The sequence below is a fragment of the Nocardia wallacei genome (assembly GCF_029868745.1).
Classification (GTDB): Bacteria; Actinomycetota; Actinomycetes; order Mycobacteriales; family Mycobacteriaceae; genus Nocardia; species Nocardia wallacei_B.
This window is the reverse complement of record NZ_JARWOP010000387.1, coordinates 43,002-58,282: the sequence shown is the minus strand read 5'-3', so window position 1 is coordinate 58,282 and position 15,281 is coordinate 43,002. Positions and strand designations below refer to the sequence as shown.

Here is a 15,281-nt window from a genome sequence, read left to right as displayed (position 1 = left end):
GCACGCGGCCGTGTCCCCGCGGAAATCTCGCACGGTCCGGGGGCGCTCAGAGATCGGCGATGGCCGCCAGCGGCGGCGTGCGCGCGGCCCGCCCCCCCCGCCCGCGCGCCGCGCGCCCCCCCCCCCACGCCCCCCCCCCCCGCCAAAGACCGCACGGGTACCCGGGCCCGGCCCCCGTCGGGGCGGGGGCCGGCGCCGCGGTTCGTTGCGGGGGGGGCCCCGGGGGGGGGGGGGGGGGGGCCCCGCCCCCCCCCGGGGCTACGCTGGACCGGCTCGTTGTCCCAGCTCGCTCGGTTCGGACGAAGGGGTGCCAGATGGAATTTCTGTCGGTGATCGGTCTGACGCTGGCCGTGATCATGATGGGTCTCAAGCTGTTCGGCAGTTAACTCTTCCCGGCGTGGGCGTGCGCCCAGGCCGTGACGTCGCCGCGGTCGAGGGCCACGGCCAGCAGGTCCGGAAAACTGTCGGGGGTGCAGGCGAAGGCGGGGACGCCGAGTCCCGCGAGCGCGGCCGCGTTGTCGTGGTCATAGGCCGGCGCCCCGTCGTCGGACAGGGCCAGTAGCACCAGCACCTGCACGCCCGCCTCCTTCATGGTGGCGATGCGGCGCAGCATCTCGTCGCGGATGCCGCCCTCGTACAGATCGGAGATCAGTACGAACAGGGTGTCCGCCGGCCGCGTGATCAGTTGACCGCAGTAGGCGAGGGCGCGATTGATGTCGGTGCCGCCGCCGAGCTGGGTGCCGAACAGCACGTCGACCGGGTCGGTGAGTTGTTCGGTGAGGTCGACGACGGCGGTGTCGAAGACCACCAGCGAGGTCTTCAGTGATCGCATCGAGGCGAGCACGGCCGCGAACACGGAGGCGTACACCACGCTCGAGGCCATCGAGCCGGACTGGTCGACGGCCAGCACCACGTCGCGGCGCACCGCCTGCGCCCTGCGCCCGTAGCCCACGAGCCGCTGCGGGACCACGGTGCGGTGTTCGGGCAGGTAGTGCGCGAGGTTGCGGCGGATGGTGCGGTCCCAGTCGATATCGCGCAGCCGCGGGCGGGACACGCGCGCGGCCCGGTTCAGCGCACCCGATACGGCGGCCACGGTGCGGTCGGCGATGCGGCGCTCGATCTCACGGACCACCTTCTCCACCACCATGCGGGCGGTGGACCTGGTCGATTCCGGCATCACCCGGTTCAGGCTCAGCAGCGTGCCCACCAGGTGCACGTCCGGCTCGACCGCCTCCAGCAGCTCCGGTTCCAGCAGCAGCCGGGTGAGGTTCAGGCGCTGCACGGCGTCGCGCTGCATCACCTCCACCACGGTCGACGGGAAGTAGGTGCGGATGTCGCCGAGCCATCTGGCGACCTTCGGCGCCGAGTCGCCGAGTCCGGACGACCGCTTCTCGGCCGTCGACTGCTCGTCGGCGTTGTACAGCGCCGACAGCGCACGATCCATCGCGGCGTCGGTCGCCGATGCCAGCCCGCCCAGGCCCTCCTCGGCCGGTGCGCCGAGCACCAAACGCCAACGGCGGGCCTGTGTTTCGTCCGGAAGCGGCAGGTCCGGCGCGGGGTCCGCGGTCATACGGCTACCTCCAGGATCTCGGTGATCGCCGACAGGGCGAGCGTGCCCCGGTACGGGTCTGTGGCCGCGACGCCGGGACCGGTGGCGGCCGGTGCGCCGTCCCGGACGGCGTGTGCGATCGCTTGCCGCTCACCGGTTTCGAAGGCGCCGAAGGTGCGGCGGAGCAGCGGCAGGGTGGTGACGAACTGCTCCTCGCCGAGCCCGCGCAGCCAGGTGTCGACCAGGCGCAGCAGCTCGCGGTCGTGCACCAGCAGCAGACCGCGGCCGCCGAGAAAGCCGTCGATCCAGGCCGCCTTCTCGGCCGGGGTGTGCCCGACCGAGAGCGCGGCGGACAGCCGGTCGGAGGCGACGGAATCGTCGAAAACGCCTGCGTCGCAGAGTAGTCGGACGACGCGGCCGATCAGTGTGCCGTGCACGTCGTCCCGGTCGGCCAGGGTACGCAGGGCGGCGAGCCACGCGGCGGTCGTCCGGGGATCGTCTCGGGTGGCGATAGCCAGATGGGCGGCCTCGAGCAGCGCTCGCATCCGGTCGGCCGCATCGGTATCGAGCCCGGTGACCGCGCTCGGCAGCCCGGCACAGATGCGCACGAGCAGGCCGTCGGCGACGCGGGTGAGTGCCGCGGTATCGGTGCCTCGCACATTGCCGTAGCGCAGCGTGCGGATCAGGCCGGGGAGGGCGTCGAGCAGATGGGTGACGTCGTGATCCAGTGCCGCCACCGACTCCAGCCGCGACACCAGGCCGTCGATGGCGCCGCCGAGATCCGCCAGTAGCGCCCGTTCCAGCGCCGTGCTCAGATCGGCGACGGTGACCTCCGCGGCGGAGGCGGTGTCGAGCAATCGCGCCTGCGCGGCCGTGCGGATGGTGGTGCCCCAGCGGGAGGCCTCGATGACGGCGACGGACAGTTCCGGCTCCCATCGCAGCGTCCAGCTCTCCCGGAAGGTGCCGGTGTTGCGCACCTCGCCGGTGATCGGTGTGCCCCAATCGATTCCGAGCAGCCGCAGCCGGTGCAGCAGATGGGAGCGTTCGACGTCGAGGTCGCGGCGCAGGTCGAGATCGAGTTGCCGGTCACCGGCCTCCGGTTTCAGCCGCAGCGACCGGGACCGGGCGCGCAGGTCGGCGTCGAGCGGCACCGCGGGCGTGCTGTCGGGCACCGAGCCCAGCGTCTCGCCCACCACCAGTTCCGCGACGACCAGCCGGAGCATGGTCTCGTCGCCCTCGCACAGCACGGCGCGGGTGGCGTCGGTGACCTCCGACAATCCCGGCAGCGGTCGCCCGCGCAACGCGGCCAGCGTGTCGGCCAGCCGGACGGCTTCGATGATGTGCGCGCTCGACACCGGCAGATCGTGGGCGCGCAGCGTCGCGGCCACCTTGGTCAGCCAGCGCACGATCGGCTGCTCGGTTTCGGTGAACAGGTGGTGGTACCAGCCCGGCGAGGTGATGCCCGCGCCGTACCCGGACGACCCCGCCAGGCGCGAGTGCGTCCACGGCACCCAGGTGAGTGTGGCCTTGGCCTTCGGCATGCCCTTGAGCAGCCGGGCATCCGGGGCCGCCGGGCCCAGCCTGCCCGTCAGGGCGGGTGCGTGCCACGCGCCGCACACCACCGCGAGCCGTTTCGCCCCGTCCTTCAACGTTTTTCGCATCACTTGGCGCATATACGCCTCGCGGCGGAGGGTGTGCGGGTCGACGGGAGCGATCTCCGCGGACTCGCGCAGGGCGGCCATAGCCTCGGTCACAGCCTCGAAAGTGTCGGCGTCGGCGCCGGATTCGATGACCGCGTCCCACCAGCGTTCCGGATCGTCGTAACCGGCCGCGGCGGCCAGCTCGGCGAGCGGGTCGGACCGATCGCCCGGTTCGGTGTCGTGGGCCAGCACTTGGGTGGCGGGGAGGTCGCAAAACCCCACGGCCACATCGTGTTCCACGGCGTAACGCAATGCCTGCCATTCGGGTGAGAACCTGGCGAACGGCCAGAACGCCGCGCGGGACGGAGCGTCCGGCACATAGGCCAGCAGCGCGATCGGCGGCCGCATCTCCGCACACGAGACATAGGCGACCAACGGGTCGGCGTCGGCAGGGCCCTCGATCAGGATCGCGTCCGGCTCGAATCGTGCCAACGCCAACCGCAACGACCGAGCCGAACCCGGCCCATGGTGCCGAATCCCGAAAACGCGGGTCTCGGGGACGGTCATCCGTGGACCTCGCGGCAGGCTCGGTAGAAGTCGGCCCAGTCCGGGCGTTCGCGTACCACGGCTTCCAGGTATTCCGTCCAGACCACCGTGTCGGCGACCGGGTCCTTGACGACCGCGCCCAGTACCGCGCCCGCCACATCGGCCGCGCGCAGGACGCCGTCGCCGAAGTGGGCCGACAGGGCGAGGCCGTTGGTGATGACCGAGATGGCTTCCGCGGTGGACAGGGTGGCGGAGGGGGATTTCAGTTTGGTCCGGCCGTCGGCGGTGAGGCCCGAGCGCAGTTCGCGGAACACTCGCACCACCCGCCGCACCTCCTCGGCCGCGGCGGGCACGGCGGGCAATTCCAGTGCGGCGCCGAGCTGTTCGACGCGCCGGACGACGATGGCGACCTCTTCGTCCTCGTCCGACGGCAGCGGCAGCACGACCGTGTTGAAGCGGCGGCGCAGCGCGGAGGACAACTCGTTGACGCCGCGGTCGCGGTCGTTGGCGGTCGCGATGACATTGAAGCCCTTGGCCGCCTGCACCTCGGTGCCCAGTTCGGGGACCGGCAGCGTCTTCTCCGACAGCACCGTGATCAGCGCGTCCTGCACGTCGGAGGGGATGCGGGTGAGTTCCTCGACGCGGGCGATCGCCCCGGCCCGCATGGCCGTCATGATCGGGGAGGACACGAGTGCGCCGGTGCTCGGCCCCTCGGCCAGCAGCCGCGCGTAGTTCCAGCCGTAGCGGATGGCCTCCTCCGCGGTGCCGGAGGTGCCCTGCACCAGCAGCGTGGACGTACCGCAGATCGCTGCCGAAAGATGTTCCGACACCCAGGTTTTCGCGGTTCCCGGCACGCCGAGCAGCAACAGCGCGCGGTCGGTGGCGAGGGTCGCCACCGCCACCTCCATCAGCCGGCGCGGTCCGACGTACTTCGGGCTGATCACGGTGCCGTCGGACAGGGTGCCGCCGAGCAGATACGTCACGACCGCCCAGGGCGACATCCGCCACGACGGCGGGCGGGGGCGGTCGTCGGCCGCGGCGAGGAGGCGCAGTTCCTCGGCGAAGGCCTGTTCGGCGTGCGGGCGCAGCAGGTCGTCGCGGGGAGATTCGGTCGTGGTCACTGCAGCTCCTCGAGCATCGTCGTGCGTTCGGTCAGGTCGTGAGCGAGTTGTTCGAAGGTGCGCTGCCAGTGCGCATCACCGCAGCGGCGCGCGGCGACGGTGACGACCGCGCCGGCCTCGACGGGGAAGTGCGCGGCCGCGGTCCGGAACAGGGTGCGGTACGAGGCGGGCGACAGGCCGGGCGCGCCCGGCCGTGCCGCCGCCAGCTGCGCACGATCGAGCAGCAGCCGGACCAGATGTTCGGCCAGCGGCATCGGCCACGGCCGCGGCACCGCCCCCACCAGCAACTCCACCTCCGCCAGCCAACTGCTGTCCAGCCGCCGCAGATACCGGACCCGCTCGTGCAGCGGCAGCAGCGCGAACAGATCGCGGCGCAGGTCGAGGTCGGCGCCCAGGGTCGGGGTCGCGGTCAGGATCTCGAACAACGTTGCGGCCCAGCGGCTGTCGCGTTGTGCCAGGGCCGCCTCGGCCCAGCCGGTGAACATGGGGCCGAGCAGTTCCTCGGCCATGCGCGTCCGGACGGCCCGGTCGGGCGCGGCGAACAGCGCCTCCCAATGCCGCAGCGGGGTGGCGGCCACGGTGCGGCGCAGCCATTCGGCGGCCACGTCGGGCGCGCCGTCCACTCGGTACGCCGTGGTGCCGGGGCGGTCGGCGATGCCGTCGCGGCGGTCGGCGTCGCCGAGCGCGCGGGGGAGACGAGCGACGAGGCGGTTCTGTTCCAGCGTGAGCCAGCTCGCCGCCCGCCGCTCCATGCGCCGGGCGAATGCCGAATCGGGAAGGCGGGCAAGGAGATCCGCGGCGAGGCGGCGCACCTCGGCCCGCGAGTCGTCGAGCGCCGACTCCAGCAGCGGCTCGTCGGCGAGGTCCAGCCCGTCGGCCAGGACGGTGAGCAATTCGGCTCGCGCGGCGGCGGGCTCGGTGCGCCAGCCGGCGGTCAGTGTCTCCCGCGCGGCCTGAGGATCGTGCGCGCGCAATGCGGCCAGCCAGGCCCGGCGTTCCGCGGGGCGGCCGTGCGTCCACACGTCGGCGGATTCCAGCCCGGGGCTCGCCAGCTTCCGCCATTGCGGATTGTGCCGCGCGAGCCAGCTGCCGCGCACCCCGGCCAGGCGCAGCAGCGGTTCCCGCAGTGCGGCTTGGGTTCTGGCCTGTTCGAGCAGCAGCGCGCAGAGTGCGTCGGGCGCGCGATAGTCGCGCGGCGCGACGGCCTCGAACCATTCGTCGAGAAACGGCGAGCGCTCGGTCACCATCCGCGCGAGGCGCGTCGCGGCGAGTGGCGGCAGCGTCGGCCGGTCGTCCTCGGCGGCGGGAGCGGGCAACTCCGCGGTGCCGGGAACCACCCCGCCCCGCTCGAAAAGATCCTGTAGACAGGCGGTTTCGAGCAGCACGGCGGCCGGATCGCCACGCAATCGCGCGGCCGTGTCGGCAATGGCGGCGGGCAGCCGGGCCGGATCCAGCGCGCGCCGCGCGGTGCCCAGCAGCGCCGCCGACGTCAGCTCACCGGTCGGCGCGCTGACGGCCCTGCCCACGGGCTCCCCGCCGACGTCGGTGATATCGCCCGCGGTGAACGCCGACAGCGGCACCAGCCCATCGGCGGTCCACTCACCGATCACCGTCACCGGATGCCCGCCGGACAACCCCAGCAACCGCCACGGCGGCTCCGCGAGCAACGCCATCGGCACCGCGCCCCCATCGACTTCGGCCACCCACCACCCATCCTCCCCAGCCACCGGCACCACTTCCGCCAACACCACCGGCCACGCCCGCAACCACGGATCCGCCCCCAGCGCCCGAGCATGTCCCTCCAGCGCCCCCGCGATACTCCCGGGCCGGACCGCATCGTCTCCGCCTGCGGTGCTGGGGGTTTCGGGGGGCGGGGGTGGGGTTGAGGGGATGGTGGTGAACGGTGTGGGGGTGCCGTGTCGGGTGCCCCAGAGGGCGCGTAGGGGGGCGGCGGCGGGGTAGAAGTGCAGGTCCGCGTCTATGAGGGTGCCGGGGGTGGGCATGTCGGCGGGGAAGGTGGGGGTGCCGTAGTTGTGGTCGATGATCTTGGCCCAGCGGGCGGTGTGGCGGCCGCGCAGCCATACTCGGCGGGTGTACAGGCGCTCCTCCTCGGTGATGCGGCGGGCCAGCACCATCCAGTGGTCGCGGATCGGGGGCTCGCCGCGCACTGTCTCCGCGGGCATGGGGTATCCGAGGTGGGCGCGGGTGGCGGCGGCCAAGGCGGGTGGCAGCTCGTCCAAGCGTCGGTGTGCCGCGGCCAGGAGATGCAGTCGGCCGTATTCGCGTAGCAGCAGGGTCGGCCAATCCTCGCGCAGCACGACATTGCGAGGAAGTTGCCGTAGAGCCGATGCCGCTCCGGGCGCCTGGGCGTCCACCATGCGCGCGGCGACCGACTCGAAGGTTTCGAACGAGCGCTCCGCCTGCGCCAGCCCCGTTCGCACCTGATCGCACAGCCAGACGTCCAGCTCCTCGAGCCCCGCTGTCACGCGGGTTCGGCGCTGCTGCGTCGTCGCGGCGCGGGCGGTCTTCTTCGCCGCGGCGGCGGGGGCGGCGGCCGCGCGGGCCCCGATCCACTCGGCCGCGAAATCGGCCGGTTCGCCGACCTCGCGGACTTCCCCCTCGGACCAGGTCAGCAGCAGTGACAGCGCGTGCTTGCACGGGAACTTCCGGCTCGGGCACGAACACTTGTAGGCCGGGCCGGACAGGTCCACGATCGTCCGGTACGGCGTGGCCCCGCTGCCCTGGCACCGGCCCCACAACGCCGCCCCGTGCCACCCTGTGTCCTGCCACCGATGCCGCAGCTTGCGGGCGGCGGTGAGCGCGGCGGCATCGGGCGCCAGCGCGGCCACCTGCTCCGCCGTCCAGCGCACGGGCTGCGCCCCCACCTGCGTCGTCGTCCTCATCGGCCATCCCCCGTTCGCTCGCCTGCCCGGATTTGTACTCCATCCCACCGACAAGAAATTCCCGATCGCCGCGGGCCGAGTTGTGCGATCATCGCCCGATGTCCGTCTCCCGCTGTGACCTGCTGCGCTGGCAATTCGATATGACCTGGGCGCTGCTCGACCTGCACCTGCAAGCACTCGTCGCCGAGGACTACCTTTGGGAGCCGGCACCGCTGGTCTGGACGGTACGCCCCGGCCCGGACGGGTCGTGGATGCCGGACTGGTCCGACATCGAACCGGACCCCATCCCGGTACCCACGATCGCGTGGCTCACCTGGCATATCGGCTGGTGGTGGTCGGTCACGCTGGACCACGCCGAGGGCCGCCCGGCCCGCGATCGCGTCGACATCCACTGGCCCGGCGCGGATCAGGTCGTCGAGTGGCTGTCCGGCCTGCGCGACCGCTGGCGGCGGGTGCTGGATGCCTACACCGACGCCGACCTCGATCGGCCCGCCGCCTTCCCCTGGGGCGACACGCCCGAACGGACCGCCGCGCACACCGCCGGTTGGGTGAACGCCGAGCTGATGAAGAACGCCGCCGAAATCGGCCAGCTCCGGCTCGTCCGCGCTGCCCGGTAGGTTCGCTGGCCGGTAGCGAACTCAATTACGGTGCCGCAGAGGACGATTCCGGCGTCAAGAGCGCTTGCGCGGCCCGCACAGTTCTGGCATTCTGATCTGTTCGGTTGATCCGAGCCACCCGAGATTCGGGTGAAACCCGTGGAACTGCCCGGCCGGGACGGCCGAGGGGTGGACATCGGCCGGATCGAACCGTATCGATGACCATTGCGTCCCGCCGGGACGGTTCGCCCGGATGTACTGTCGCGGGGGCGGATTCGTCGGCTGTCCGGTAGCGTTCGACACGGCTGTGGGTTCTCGCCGGGCCCGCGGAGCAGGTGGCCGAACGTCGAGGGAGTGGCTTTGGGGGAAGGACCGCAGGATGTCGCGCCGCGCCTGATCGAGCTTGTGTCGCGCCGTCTGGATTCCGACCCGGCCATCACACCCGAAGTCGCTCGCGCCGTGCTGGACGCACTCGGCGCCGAGCCGGACCGCTCCCGATCCGAACCCGGCCCCAGCGGAATCTTCTTGCGCGCCATCCGAGTTCGCGGCTTCCGCGGCATCGGGCCGGTGGCCGCGCTGGAATTGCGGCCCGGCCCCGGCCTCACCCTGGTGGTGGGCCGCAACGGATCCGGCAAATCGAGCTTCGCCGAGGCCGCCGAACTGGCGCTCACCGGGGTCAACCGCCGCTGGGAGGGCCGCTCCGCGGTCTGGCGCGAGGGCTGGCGCAACCTGCACGAGGGCGCCGTCTGCCGCGTCGACCTGGAACTGACCACGGCGGGGTCCGACGGCGAACTCACCATCACCCGGGAGTGGCCGGAGGGCGCCGACCTCGCCGGCGGCACCTGGACTCAGCAGCGAAAAGAGCAGCCCCCCACCGAGTTTCACGCCGAGGACTGGGCCCGCGCGCTGGAACTGTACCGGCCGTTCCTGTCCTACAGCGAGCTCGGCGCCCTGGTCGACGGCCGCCCCAGCGACCTGTTCGACGCCCTGCATCAACTCCTCGGCCTGGACGATCTCACCGCGGCGCAGGAACGCACCCGCGTCCGCAGGCTCGAACTGGAACGGGCCGCGCGGCAATCCCGCGACGAACGCAACGCACTGCTGGTGGCGTTGTCCACCGTGGCCGACGAGCGCGCGGGTCGCGTGGCCGAGCTACTGCGCAGCACGCCACCGGATCTGGTCGGCATCGGCCGCGAGCTGGCGGGCGCGCGGCACGATCCGACCGGTGCGGCGGCCCTGCAGTCCATCCTGCGCCTACGCCTGCCGGAGTCGGCCGAGGTCGATGCCGCCGCCGTCGAGGTGGACAGGTGCGCCGCCGAACTCGCTGCCCGCTCCACCGGCGATACGGAATCGGAACTGCGCGTGCTGGACCTGCTGCGCCGCGCCCGCACCCACAGCGACGCGGCCGGGGACTGCGCGTGCCCGGTCTGCGGCCGCGGCACGCTGGACCTGGCCTGGCAACGCGAGACCGATGCGCAGATCGCCCGCCTGACCGATCGCGCCGCCGCGCTCACCGCCGCCCGCGTCGCCCTGGACCAGGCCGTGCGGCAGGCCCGGCAGTTGGTGAAACCCGTTCCGGCGGAGCTGGATCCGCCGCCGCCGGAGGCGCCGAACGTCGACACCGGCCCGGCCCGCCGCACCTGGACGGCGTGGGCCGCACTCGCCGACGCGGACGAGGGGGAGCTGGCCGATCGGCTGCGCCTCGCGCACACCGACGCGATTCGCGGCCTGGAGACCCTGCGCCGCTCGGCCCGCAAGGAACTGGACCGGCTCGACGCGGTCTGGACCCCGCTGGTGCCCCGCATCGCCGCGTGGCTGCAGGAGGCGAAGCTGGTCGCCGCCGCCGATCCCGAACTGCGCACCGTGCGCCGGGCCGAGGACTGGCTGAAATCGGCCGCCGCGGGGCTGCGCGACGAGCGGATGGGGCCGCTGGCCGACCACGCTCGCCAGATCTGGCGCGGCCTGCGCCAGCAGAGCAATGTGGACCTCGGCGCGATTCGCCTGCAGGGCAACGCGGGAGCCACCCGCAAGGTCCTGCTGGACGTCACCGTCGACGACACCGGCGGCACCGCGCTCGGCGTGATGAGCCAGGGCGAACTGCACGCGCTGGGGCTGGCGCTGTTCCTGCCGCGCGCGACCGTGCCGGAGAGCCCGTTCGGTTTCGTCGTGATCGACGATCCGGTGCAGGCGATGGATCCGGCCAAGGTGGACGGTCTGGCGCGGGTGCTGTCGGCCGCGGCCCGCAGCGGGCGGCAGGTCGTGGTGTTCACGCACGACGAGCGCCTGGCCGAGGCGGTGCGCCGGCTGCGCCTGGACGCCACCGTGCTGGACGTGCAGCGCCGGGAGCGTTCGACGGTCGAACTGCGGGTCGCCGAGGATCCGGTGCGCCGCTATCTCAGCGACGCCAACGCCCTGCTGCGCACCAGACAGCTGCCCCGCGCCATCGCCGCCGAACTGGTCATCACGTGCTGCCGCTCGGCGATCGAGGCGGCGGCCCTGGCCCGCGCGCGCCGCACCCTGCTCGGCGCGGGCGTCGATCATCGGGAGGTGCAGCGGCGCGTGGACGCCGCCCGGACCACGTGGGAAAAGGTGTCGCTGGCGGTGTTCGGCGACCCGGACCGCGTGGACGACCTGAACGCCCAGCTGGATCGCGAGGCGCCTTGGGCGCGATCGGTATTGCGCGATGCGGCCGCGGGCGCCCACATCCGCATCGGACGCAACGGCGGCGAATTGATCTCCGGCACCAGGAAAGTCGTCAAGTGGCTGAATCCGTGACGCCGACCGTGGCGCAGCGGCTGGCCGCCGCCGACGAACTGCTGCGCGGCTCGGTGACCGATGCCGGCGGGCTCTGGTCGCGCGCCACGGTGTGGATTCTGCGGATCGTGCTCGAGCAGTCCATGGATCAGCTGTGGTCGCGAGTCGCCCCGCCGGTGGCGCGGTGCAGCATGCGAGCCCAGCTGCTGGCGCTGGCGCCATACGCCGGTGAAGACACGGCCGCCCGGATCGCCACGCTGTGGGCGGCGTTGTCGCGGGCGGGCCACCACCAGGATTACGAACTGGCGCCGACGGTGGACGAGTTGCGCGGCTGGTACGACGAAGCCACCTGTCTCGCAGACGAATTGGCGATGCTCGGCGAGGGGGAGGAGACGCCGGCCGCCCGCCACGGATAATCGTCGAATGCCCGACAACTCGACCGGTTCCGCGCCGTGCCCCTGCCGCAGCGGCGAGACGCTCACCGACTGCTGCGGCCCGCGGCTGGACGGAACCCGCCCGGCGCCCACGGCGGAGGCGCTGATGCGGTCGCGCTACACGGCATTCGCCGTCGGTGATGTGGACTACCTACTGCGGTCCTGGCATCCGCGGACCCGGCCGCGACGGCTGACGCTGGATCCGGAACAGCGCTGGCTGTATCTGGAGATCGAACGGACCGAGCACGGCGGTCCCTTCGACGACAGCGGCGTGGTCGAGTTCCGCGCTCACTACCGATCGGACGGAAAACGCGCGGCACTGCACGAGTGCAGCCGATTCACGCGCGTCGCGGGCGCGTGGGTCTACGTGGACGGTGACATCGCGCCCTGATGTCTTACTGTGTCCGGGTATGCCACATATCGCGATCGAGTACTGCACCCAGTGTCGCTGGCTGCTGCGGGCGGGCTGGATGGCCCAGGAGCTACTGAGTACCTTCGGCACCGAATTGACACAGGTCGCGCTGGTTCCCGGGGAGGGCGGCGTCTTCCGGATCACCCTCGACGGCGAGCAGATCTGGGAACGAAAGGCCGACGGCGGCTTTCCCGAGATCGCGGTACTCAAGCAGCGGGTTCGCGACCGCATCGATCCCGATCGCGATCTGGGCCACATCGATCGGGCCTGACGGCGTCGCCGGGTCGATTACGCGGGAAGAAATGATCTCCGACGTACTCTCGATATCAGGGAAGTACGAGGAGGTGCGAGATGAGCACGCAATTCTTCGAGCCGGCCCCGAGTGTGGCCGAGCCGGGCCCCGCCCCTGTTGCCCGGACGACCGCGGGCGATGTGCGGGGTGTGCGGGAGGGCCGGGTCCACGTGTGGCGCAGCATTCCGTATGCCGCCGCGCCCGCGGGCCCGAAGCGTTTCCGCCGGCCCGAGCCGCCGCGGCCGTGGGAGGGCGTGCGCGACTGCACCGCTTTCGGCGAGATCGCCCCGCAGTCCATGGGCGCCATGGTGCCGGTGGATTCCGGGTTGCGCATGGGCGAGGACTGCCTGTGGGTGAACATCTGGGCGCCCGCCGCGACCTCCGACGAACCCCGCCCGGTGCTGGTCTGGCTGCACGGCGGCGCCTACTGCCTGGGAACCGCGGCGCAGGGCATCTACGACGGCCGCAAGCTCGCGGAGACCGGCGGCGTCGTGGTGGTCGGGGTGAACTACCGGCTCGGTGCGCTCGGCTTCCTGGACCTGTCCTCGCTCGGTGACGACTTCGTGCCCAACCTCGGCCTGCACGACCAGATCGCCGCCCTGCAATGGGTGCGCGACAACATCGCCGCCTTCGGGGGCGATCCCGGCAAGGTCACCGTGTTCGGGGAGTCCTCGGGCGCGGGTTGCGTGACCGCGCTGCTCACCTCGCCGTCGGCGGCCGGACTGTTTCATCGCGCGATCGCGCAGAGCCCGCCCGCGACGACGGTCTTCGGGCTGGAGCGGGCCGCGGGCGTGGCACGGCGGTTCCTGGAACTGCTGGAGTTGCCGCCCGAGCGGGCGCGCGAATTGCTGGAATGCCCGATCGAGCGGATCACCGACGCCGCCGGCATCCTGCTCGACGAGGTGCCGCTGCAATCGCCGGGCCGGCTCGCGGCCGCGCCGGTGGTCGACGGGGACCTGCTACCGGGGTACCCGACCGATCGCTTCCAGGAGGGCCGCTCGCACCGGGTGCCGTTGATCATCGGCACCAACAAGGAGGAGTCCTCGCTGTTCCGGTTGTTCCGCTCGCCGATCATGCCGGTCACGCCGGACGCGGTGAACGCCATGCTCAACGCCGTCGCCGCCGACCACCCGGAGCTGCCGGCCGAACGGATCGCCGAGATCACCTCCGCCTACCCGGACCTCGCCAAGACCCGTGGCGCCCTGGCGATGTCCACCGACGCCGCCTTCCGGATGCCGGCGCACTGGGTCGCCGACGCGCATTCCCGGCACACCCGCACCTGGATGTACCGCTTCGACCACGCCACACCGATGCTCAAGGCCGCCCGGGTCGGAGCGGGCCACGCCACCGAATTGCCTTACGTCTTCGGCAATTTCGGCACCCTGAACCACGATCCGACCTTCTGGCTGGGCGGTCGCAAGATCGCGACGGAGGTGTCGGGGCGGATGATGCGCCGCTGGCTGGCGTTCGCCGAGCACGGCGTGCCCGCAGCGCTCGACGGGTCCAAGCACTGGCCGCCCTACCACGAGTCCACCCGCACCACCCTCGTCATCGATGCCGTCGACCGCGTTCTCGACGACCCCGATCACGACCTGCACACCGCCTGGGGCGATCGGGTGGTCGGATTCAGCTGACGGCCGCAGGGTGTCCGGCGCGATCGCCGAGCAATACCGGCAGATGGGCATAGCCGTGCAGGGTGAACAGCGGCCGGTGCTGTGGTTCGCCCGCCAGCTGTAGATCCGGGAAGCTCTCGAACAGCGACCGTAGCGCGTAGGCGCCCTCCATCCGGGCCAGGCTGGCGCCGAGGCAGACATGGATGCCCGACGAGAACGTCAGGTGGTCTTTGGCATTGGGCCGGGTGATGTCGAAGCTGTCTGGATTCTCGAAGACCGCCGGGTCGCGGTTGGCGCCTGCGAGCAACAGGACGACGGTGTTACCCGCGCGCACCGGCGCGCCACCGAATTCGGCGTCACGACCGGCGATGCGGGCGGTGCTCTGGACCGGGGCGTCGAAGCGGAGGATCTCCTCGACGGCGTTCGGCCACAGCTCCGGCTCCGCTCGCAGCCGGGCCAGCTGCTCGGGATGGCGCAGCAACTGGACGACGCCGTTGCCGATCAGGTTCACCGTGGTCTCGAAACCCGCGCCCATCAGCAGCGTGGCCGACGCCTTCAGCTCGCGGTCGTCCAGATCGCCCGCGCTCACCAGGCCGGAGAGGATGTCCTCGCCCGGCTCGCGGCGTAACCGGGCGATGTGTTCGTCGAGGTAGCCGTCCATCTCCAGCAGGGCGGCCGAGGCGGCCCGCGTGGTGCGCCAGCTGGTACCCACGTCGAGCAGCGGTGAGGCGGCATCGCCCCAGGCGAGGAACCGCTCGCGCTCGGAATCGGGGAAGCCGAGCATCTCGGAGATGATCGCGATCGGCACCTGGGAGGCGTAGGCGGCGATCAGGTCCGCCGAGCCGCCGGCGGGCAGCGCGTCCAGCAGCTCCGCGGTCACCGATTCGACGCGGTCGCGCAGCCGGGCGATCGCGCGCGGGGTGAACGCCGACGCCACCGGCTTGCGCATCCGGGTGTGCTCCGGCGGGTCGATCACCAGCATGGACGGCGGGCTGACCGGGTTCGGCGGCAGCTCGGCGAACTCCATCAGCCGCCGCAGCGGCCGCGGCACGAAGCCCTCGGCGGCCGCGACGCCGAAGGTGTTGTCGCGCAGGATGGTTCGGCACAGCTCGTGGTCGGTGGTCGCCCAGCCCAGCGGAGTGCGCACCATTCGGCCCTGGACGCGCAGTGAAGCCAGTAGCGGTATCGGATCGTCGGCCGCGTCGGGCGCGGACATCAGTCGGGAGAGCGTGTCGCCGCGGCGCGAGTAGGTCTGCAAGACCAGGCGCGGCGCGCCCTGCACCACCAGCCAGCGGAACCAGTACCTAGGCTTCATCGCCATCCCCGTTCGTCGTCAGATCCTGCTCCAACCGTACGGAAAGACGCCTCGCCGTGAAACGTGCCGCGGGCGGACCGCCATGACCTACCGCGGTAGGACCGCG

Annotated in this window: 11 protein-coding genes; 6 read left to right on the top strand and 5 right to left on the bottom strand. The window is 72.0% G+C overall.

What is annotated here, in order from left to right; all coding sequences use genetic code 11:
• Positions 1-382: 382 nt before the first annotated feature.
• From QH470_RS37585 to QH470_RS37570, 4 genes are read right to left on the bottom strand one after another with little or no spacing between them, the layout of a single operon-like run.
• Positions 383-1,570, bottom strand: coding sequence for a VWA domain-containing protein (locus tag QH470_RS37585; protein WP_280277156.1), 1,188 nt, complete (start codon positions 1,568-1,570; stop codon positions 383-385).
• Positions 1,567-3,756, bottom strand: a complete 2,190-nt coding sequence (locus QH470_RS37580) for a DUF5682 family protein (RefSeq protein ID WP_280277155.1) — start codon at positions 3,754-3,756, stop codon at positions 1,567-1,569. Before QH470_RS37580 ends, QH470_RS37585 begins: the two co-directional genes overlap by 4 nt.
• A complete protein-coding gene (locus QH470_RS37575) occupies positions 3,753-4,856 on the bottom strand; it encodes an ATP-binding protein (RefSeq protein ID WP_280277154.1) in 1,104 nt (367 codons plus the stop codon). Before QH470_RS37575 ends, QH470_RS37580 begins: the two co-directional genes overlap by 4 nt.
• Positions 4,853-7,759: an SWIM zinc finger family protein gene (locus tag QH470_RS37570; protein WP_280277153.1), complete on the bottom strand. Its 2,907-nt coding sequence runs from the start codon at positions 7,757-7,759 to the stop codon at positions 4,853-4,855. The genes QH470_RS37575 and QH470_RS37570 overlap by 4 nt, the downstream gene beginning before the upstream one ends.
• A gap of 98 nt (positions 7,760-7,857) precedes the next feature.
• Here QH470_RS37570 and QH470_RS37565 point away from each other — a divergent pair, with 98 nt between their 5' ends.
• The 6 genes from QH470_RS37565 to QH470_RS37540 all read left to right on the top strand — a co-directional run bounded on the left by QH470_RS37565 (position 7,858) and on the right by QH470_RS37540 (position 13,881).
• Positions 7,858-8,376 (top strand): DinB family protein, encoded by a 519-nt coding sequence (locus QH470_RS37565; RefSeq protein ID WP_280277152.1) that lies wholly within the window; start codon positions 7,858-7,860, stop codon positions 8,374-8,376.
• Positions 8,377-8,709: 333 nt separating this feature from the next.
• The gene (locus QH470_RS37560; RefSeq protein WP_425302854.1) at positions 8,710-11,130 is read left to right on the top strand and encodes an AAA family ATPase; all 2,421 of its coding nucleotides are present in this window, start codon (positions 8,710-8,712) and stop codon (positions 11,128-11,130) included.
• Positions 11,115-11,525 (top strand): hypothetical protein, encoded by a 411-nt coding sequence (locus QH470_RS37555; protein WP_280277150.1) that lies wholly within the window; start codon positions 11,115-11,117, stop codon positions 11,523-11,525. The genes QH470_RS37560 and QH470_RS37555 overlap by 16 nt, the downstream gene beginning before the upstream one ends.
• A gap of 7 nt (positions 11,526-11,532) precedes the next feature.
• Positions 11,533-11,934, top strand: coding sequence for a YchJ family protein (locus QH470_RS37550; RefSeq protein WP_280277149.1), 402 nt, complete (start codon positions 11,533-11,535; stop codon positions 11,932-11,934).
• 19 nt (positions 11,935-11,953) lie between these two features.
• Entirely contained in the window at positions 11,954-12,226 is a 273-nt protein-coding gene (locus tag QH470_RS37545; RefSeq protein ID WP_280277148.1) for an Rdx family protein, read from the top strand.
• A gap of 80 nt (positions 12,227-12,306) precedes the next feature.
• Positions 12,307-13,881, top strand: coding sequence for a carboxylesterase/lipase family protein (locus QH470_RS37540; protein ID WP_280277147.1), 1,575 nt, complete (start codon positions 12,307-12,309; stop codon positions 13,879-13,881).
• Here QH470_RS37540 and QH470_RS37535 read toward each other — a convergent pair.
• On the bottom strand, positions 13,874-15,175 hold the full coding sequence (locus tag QH470_RS37535; protein ID WP_280277165.1) for a cytochrome P450: 1,302 nt from the start codon (positions 15,173-15,175) through the stop codon (positions 13,874-13,876). The genes QH470_RS37540 and QH470_RS37535 overlap by 8 nt on opposite strands.
• Positions 15,176-15,281: the final 106 nt, after the last annotated feature.

Excerpts from the sequence above, each read along its gene's own strand:
- QH470_RS37585 (WP_280277156.1), bottom strand. The coding sequence starts at position 1,570 with ATGACCGCGGACCCCGCGCCGGACCTGCCGCTTCCGGACGAAACACAG.
- QH470_RS37580 (WP_280277155.1), bottom strand. The coding sequence starts at position 3,756 with ATGACCGTCCCCGAGACCCGCGTTTTCGGGATTCGGCACCATGGGCCG.
- QH470_RS37570 (WP_280277153.1), bottom strand. The coding sequence starts at position 7,759 with ATGAGGACGACGACGCAGGTGGGGGCGCAGCCCGTGCGCTGGACGGCG.
- QH470_RS37565 (WP_280277152.1), top strand. The coding sequence starts at position 7,858 with ATGTCCGTCTCCCGCTGTGACCTGCTGCGCTGGCAATTCGATATGACC.
- QH470_RS37550 (WP_280277149.1), top strand. The coding sequence starts at position 11,533 with ATGCCCGACAACTCGACCGGTTCCGCGCCGTGCCCCTGCCGCAGCGGC.
- QH470_RS37545 (WP_280277148.1), top strand. The coding sequence starts at position 11,954 with ATGCCACATATCGCGATCGAGTACTGCACCCAGTGTCGCTGGCTGCTG.
- QH470_RS37540 (WP_280277147.1), top strand. The coding sequence starts at position 12,307 with ATGAGCACGCAATTCTTCGAGCCGGCCCCGAGTGTGGCCGAGCCGGGC.
- QH470_RS37535 (WP_280277165.1), bottom strand. The coding sequence starts at position 15,175 with ATGAAGCCTAGGTACTGGTTCCGCTGGCTGGTGGTGCAGGGCGCGCCG.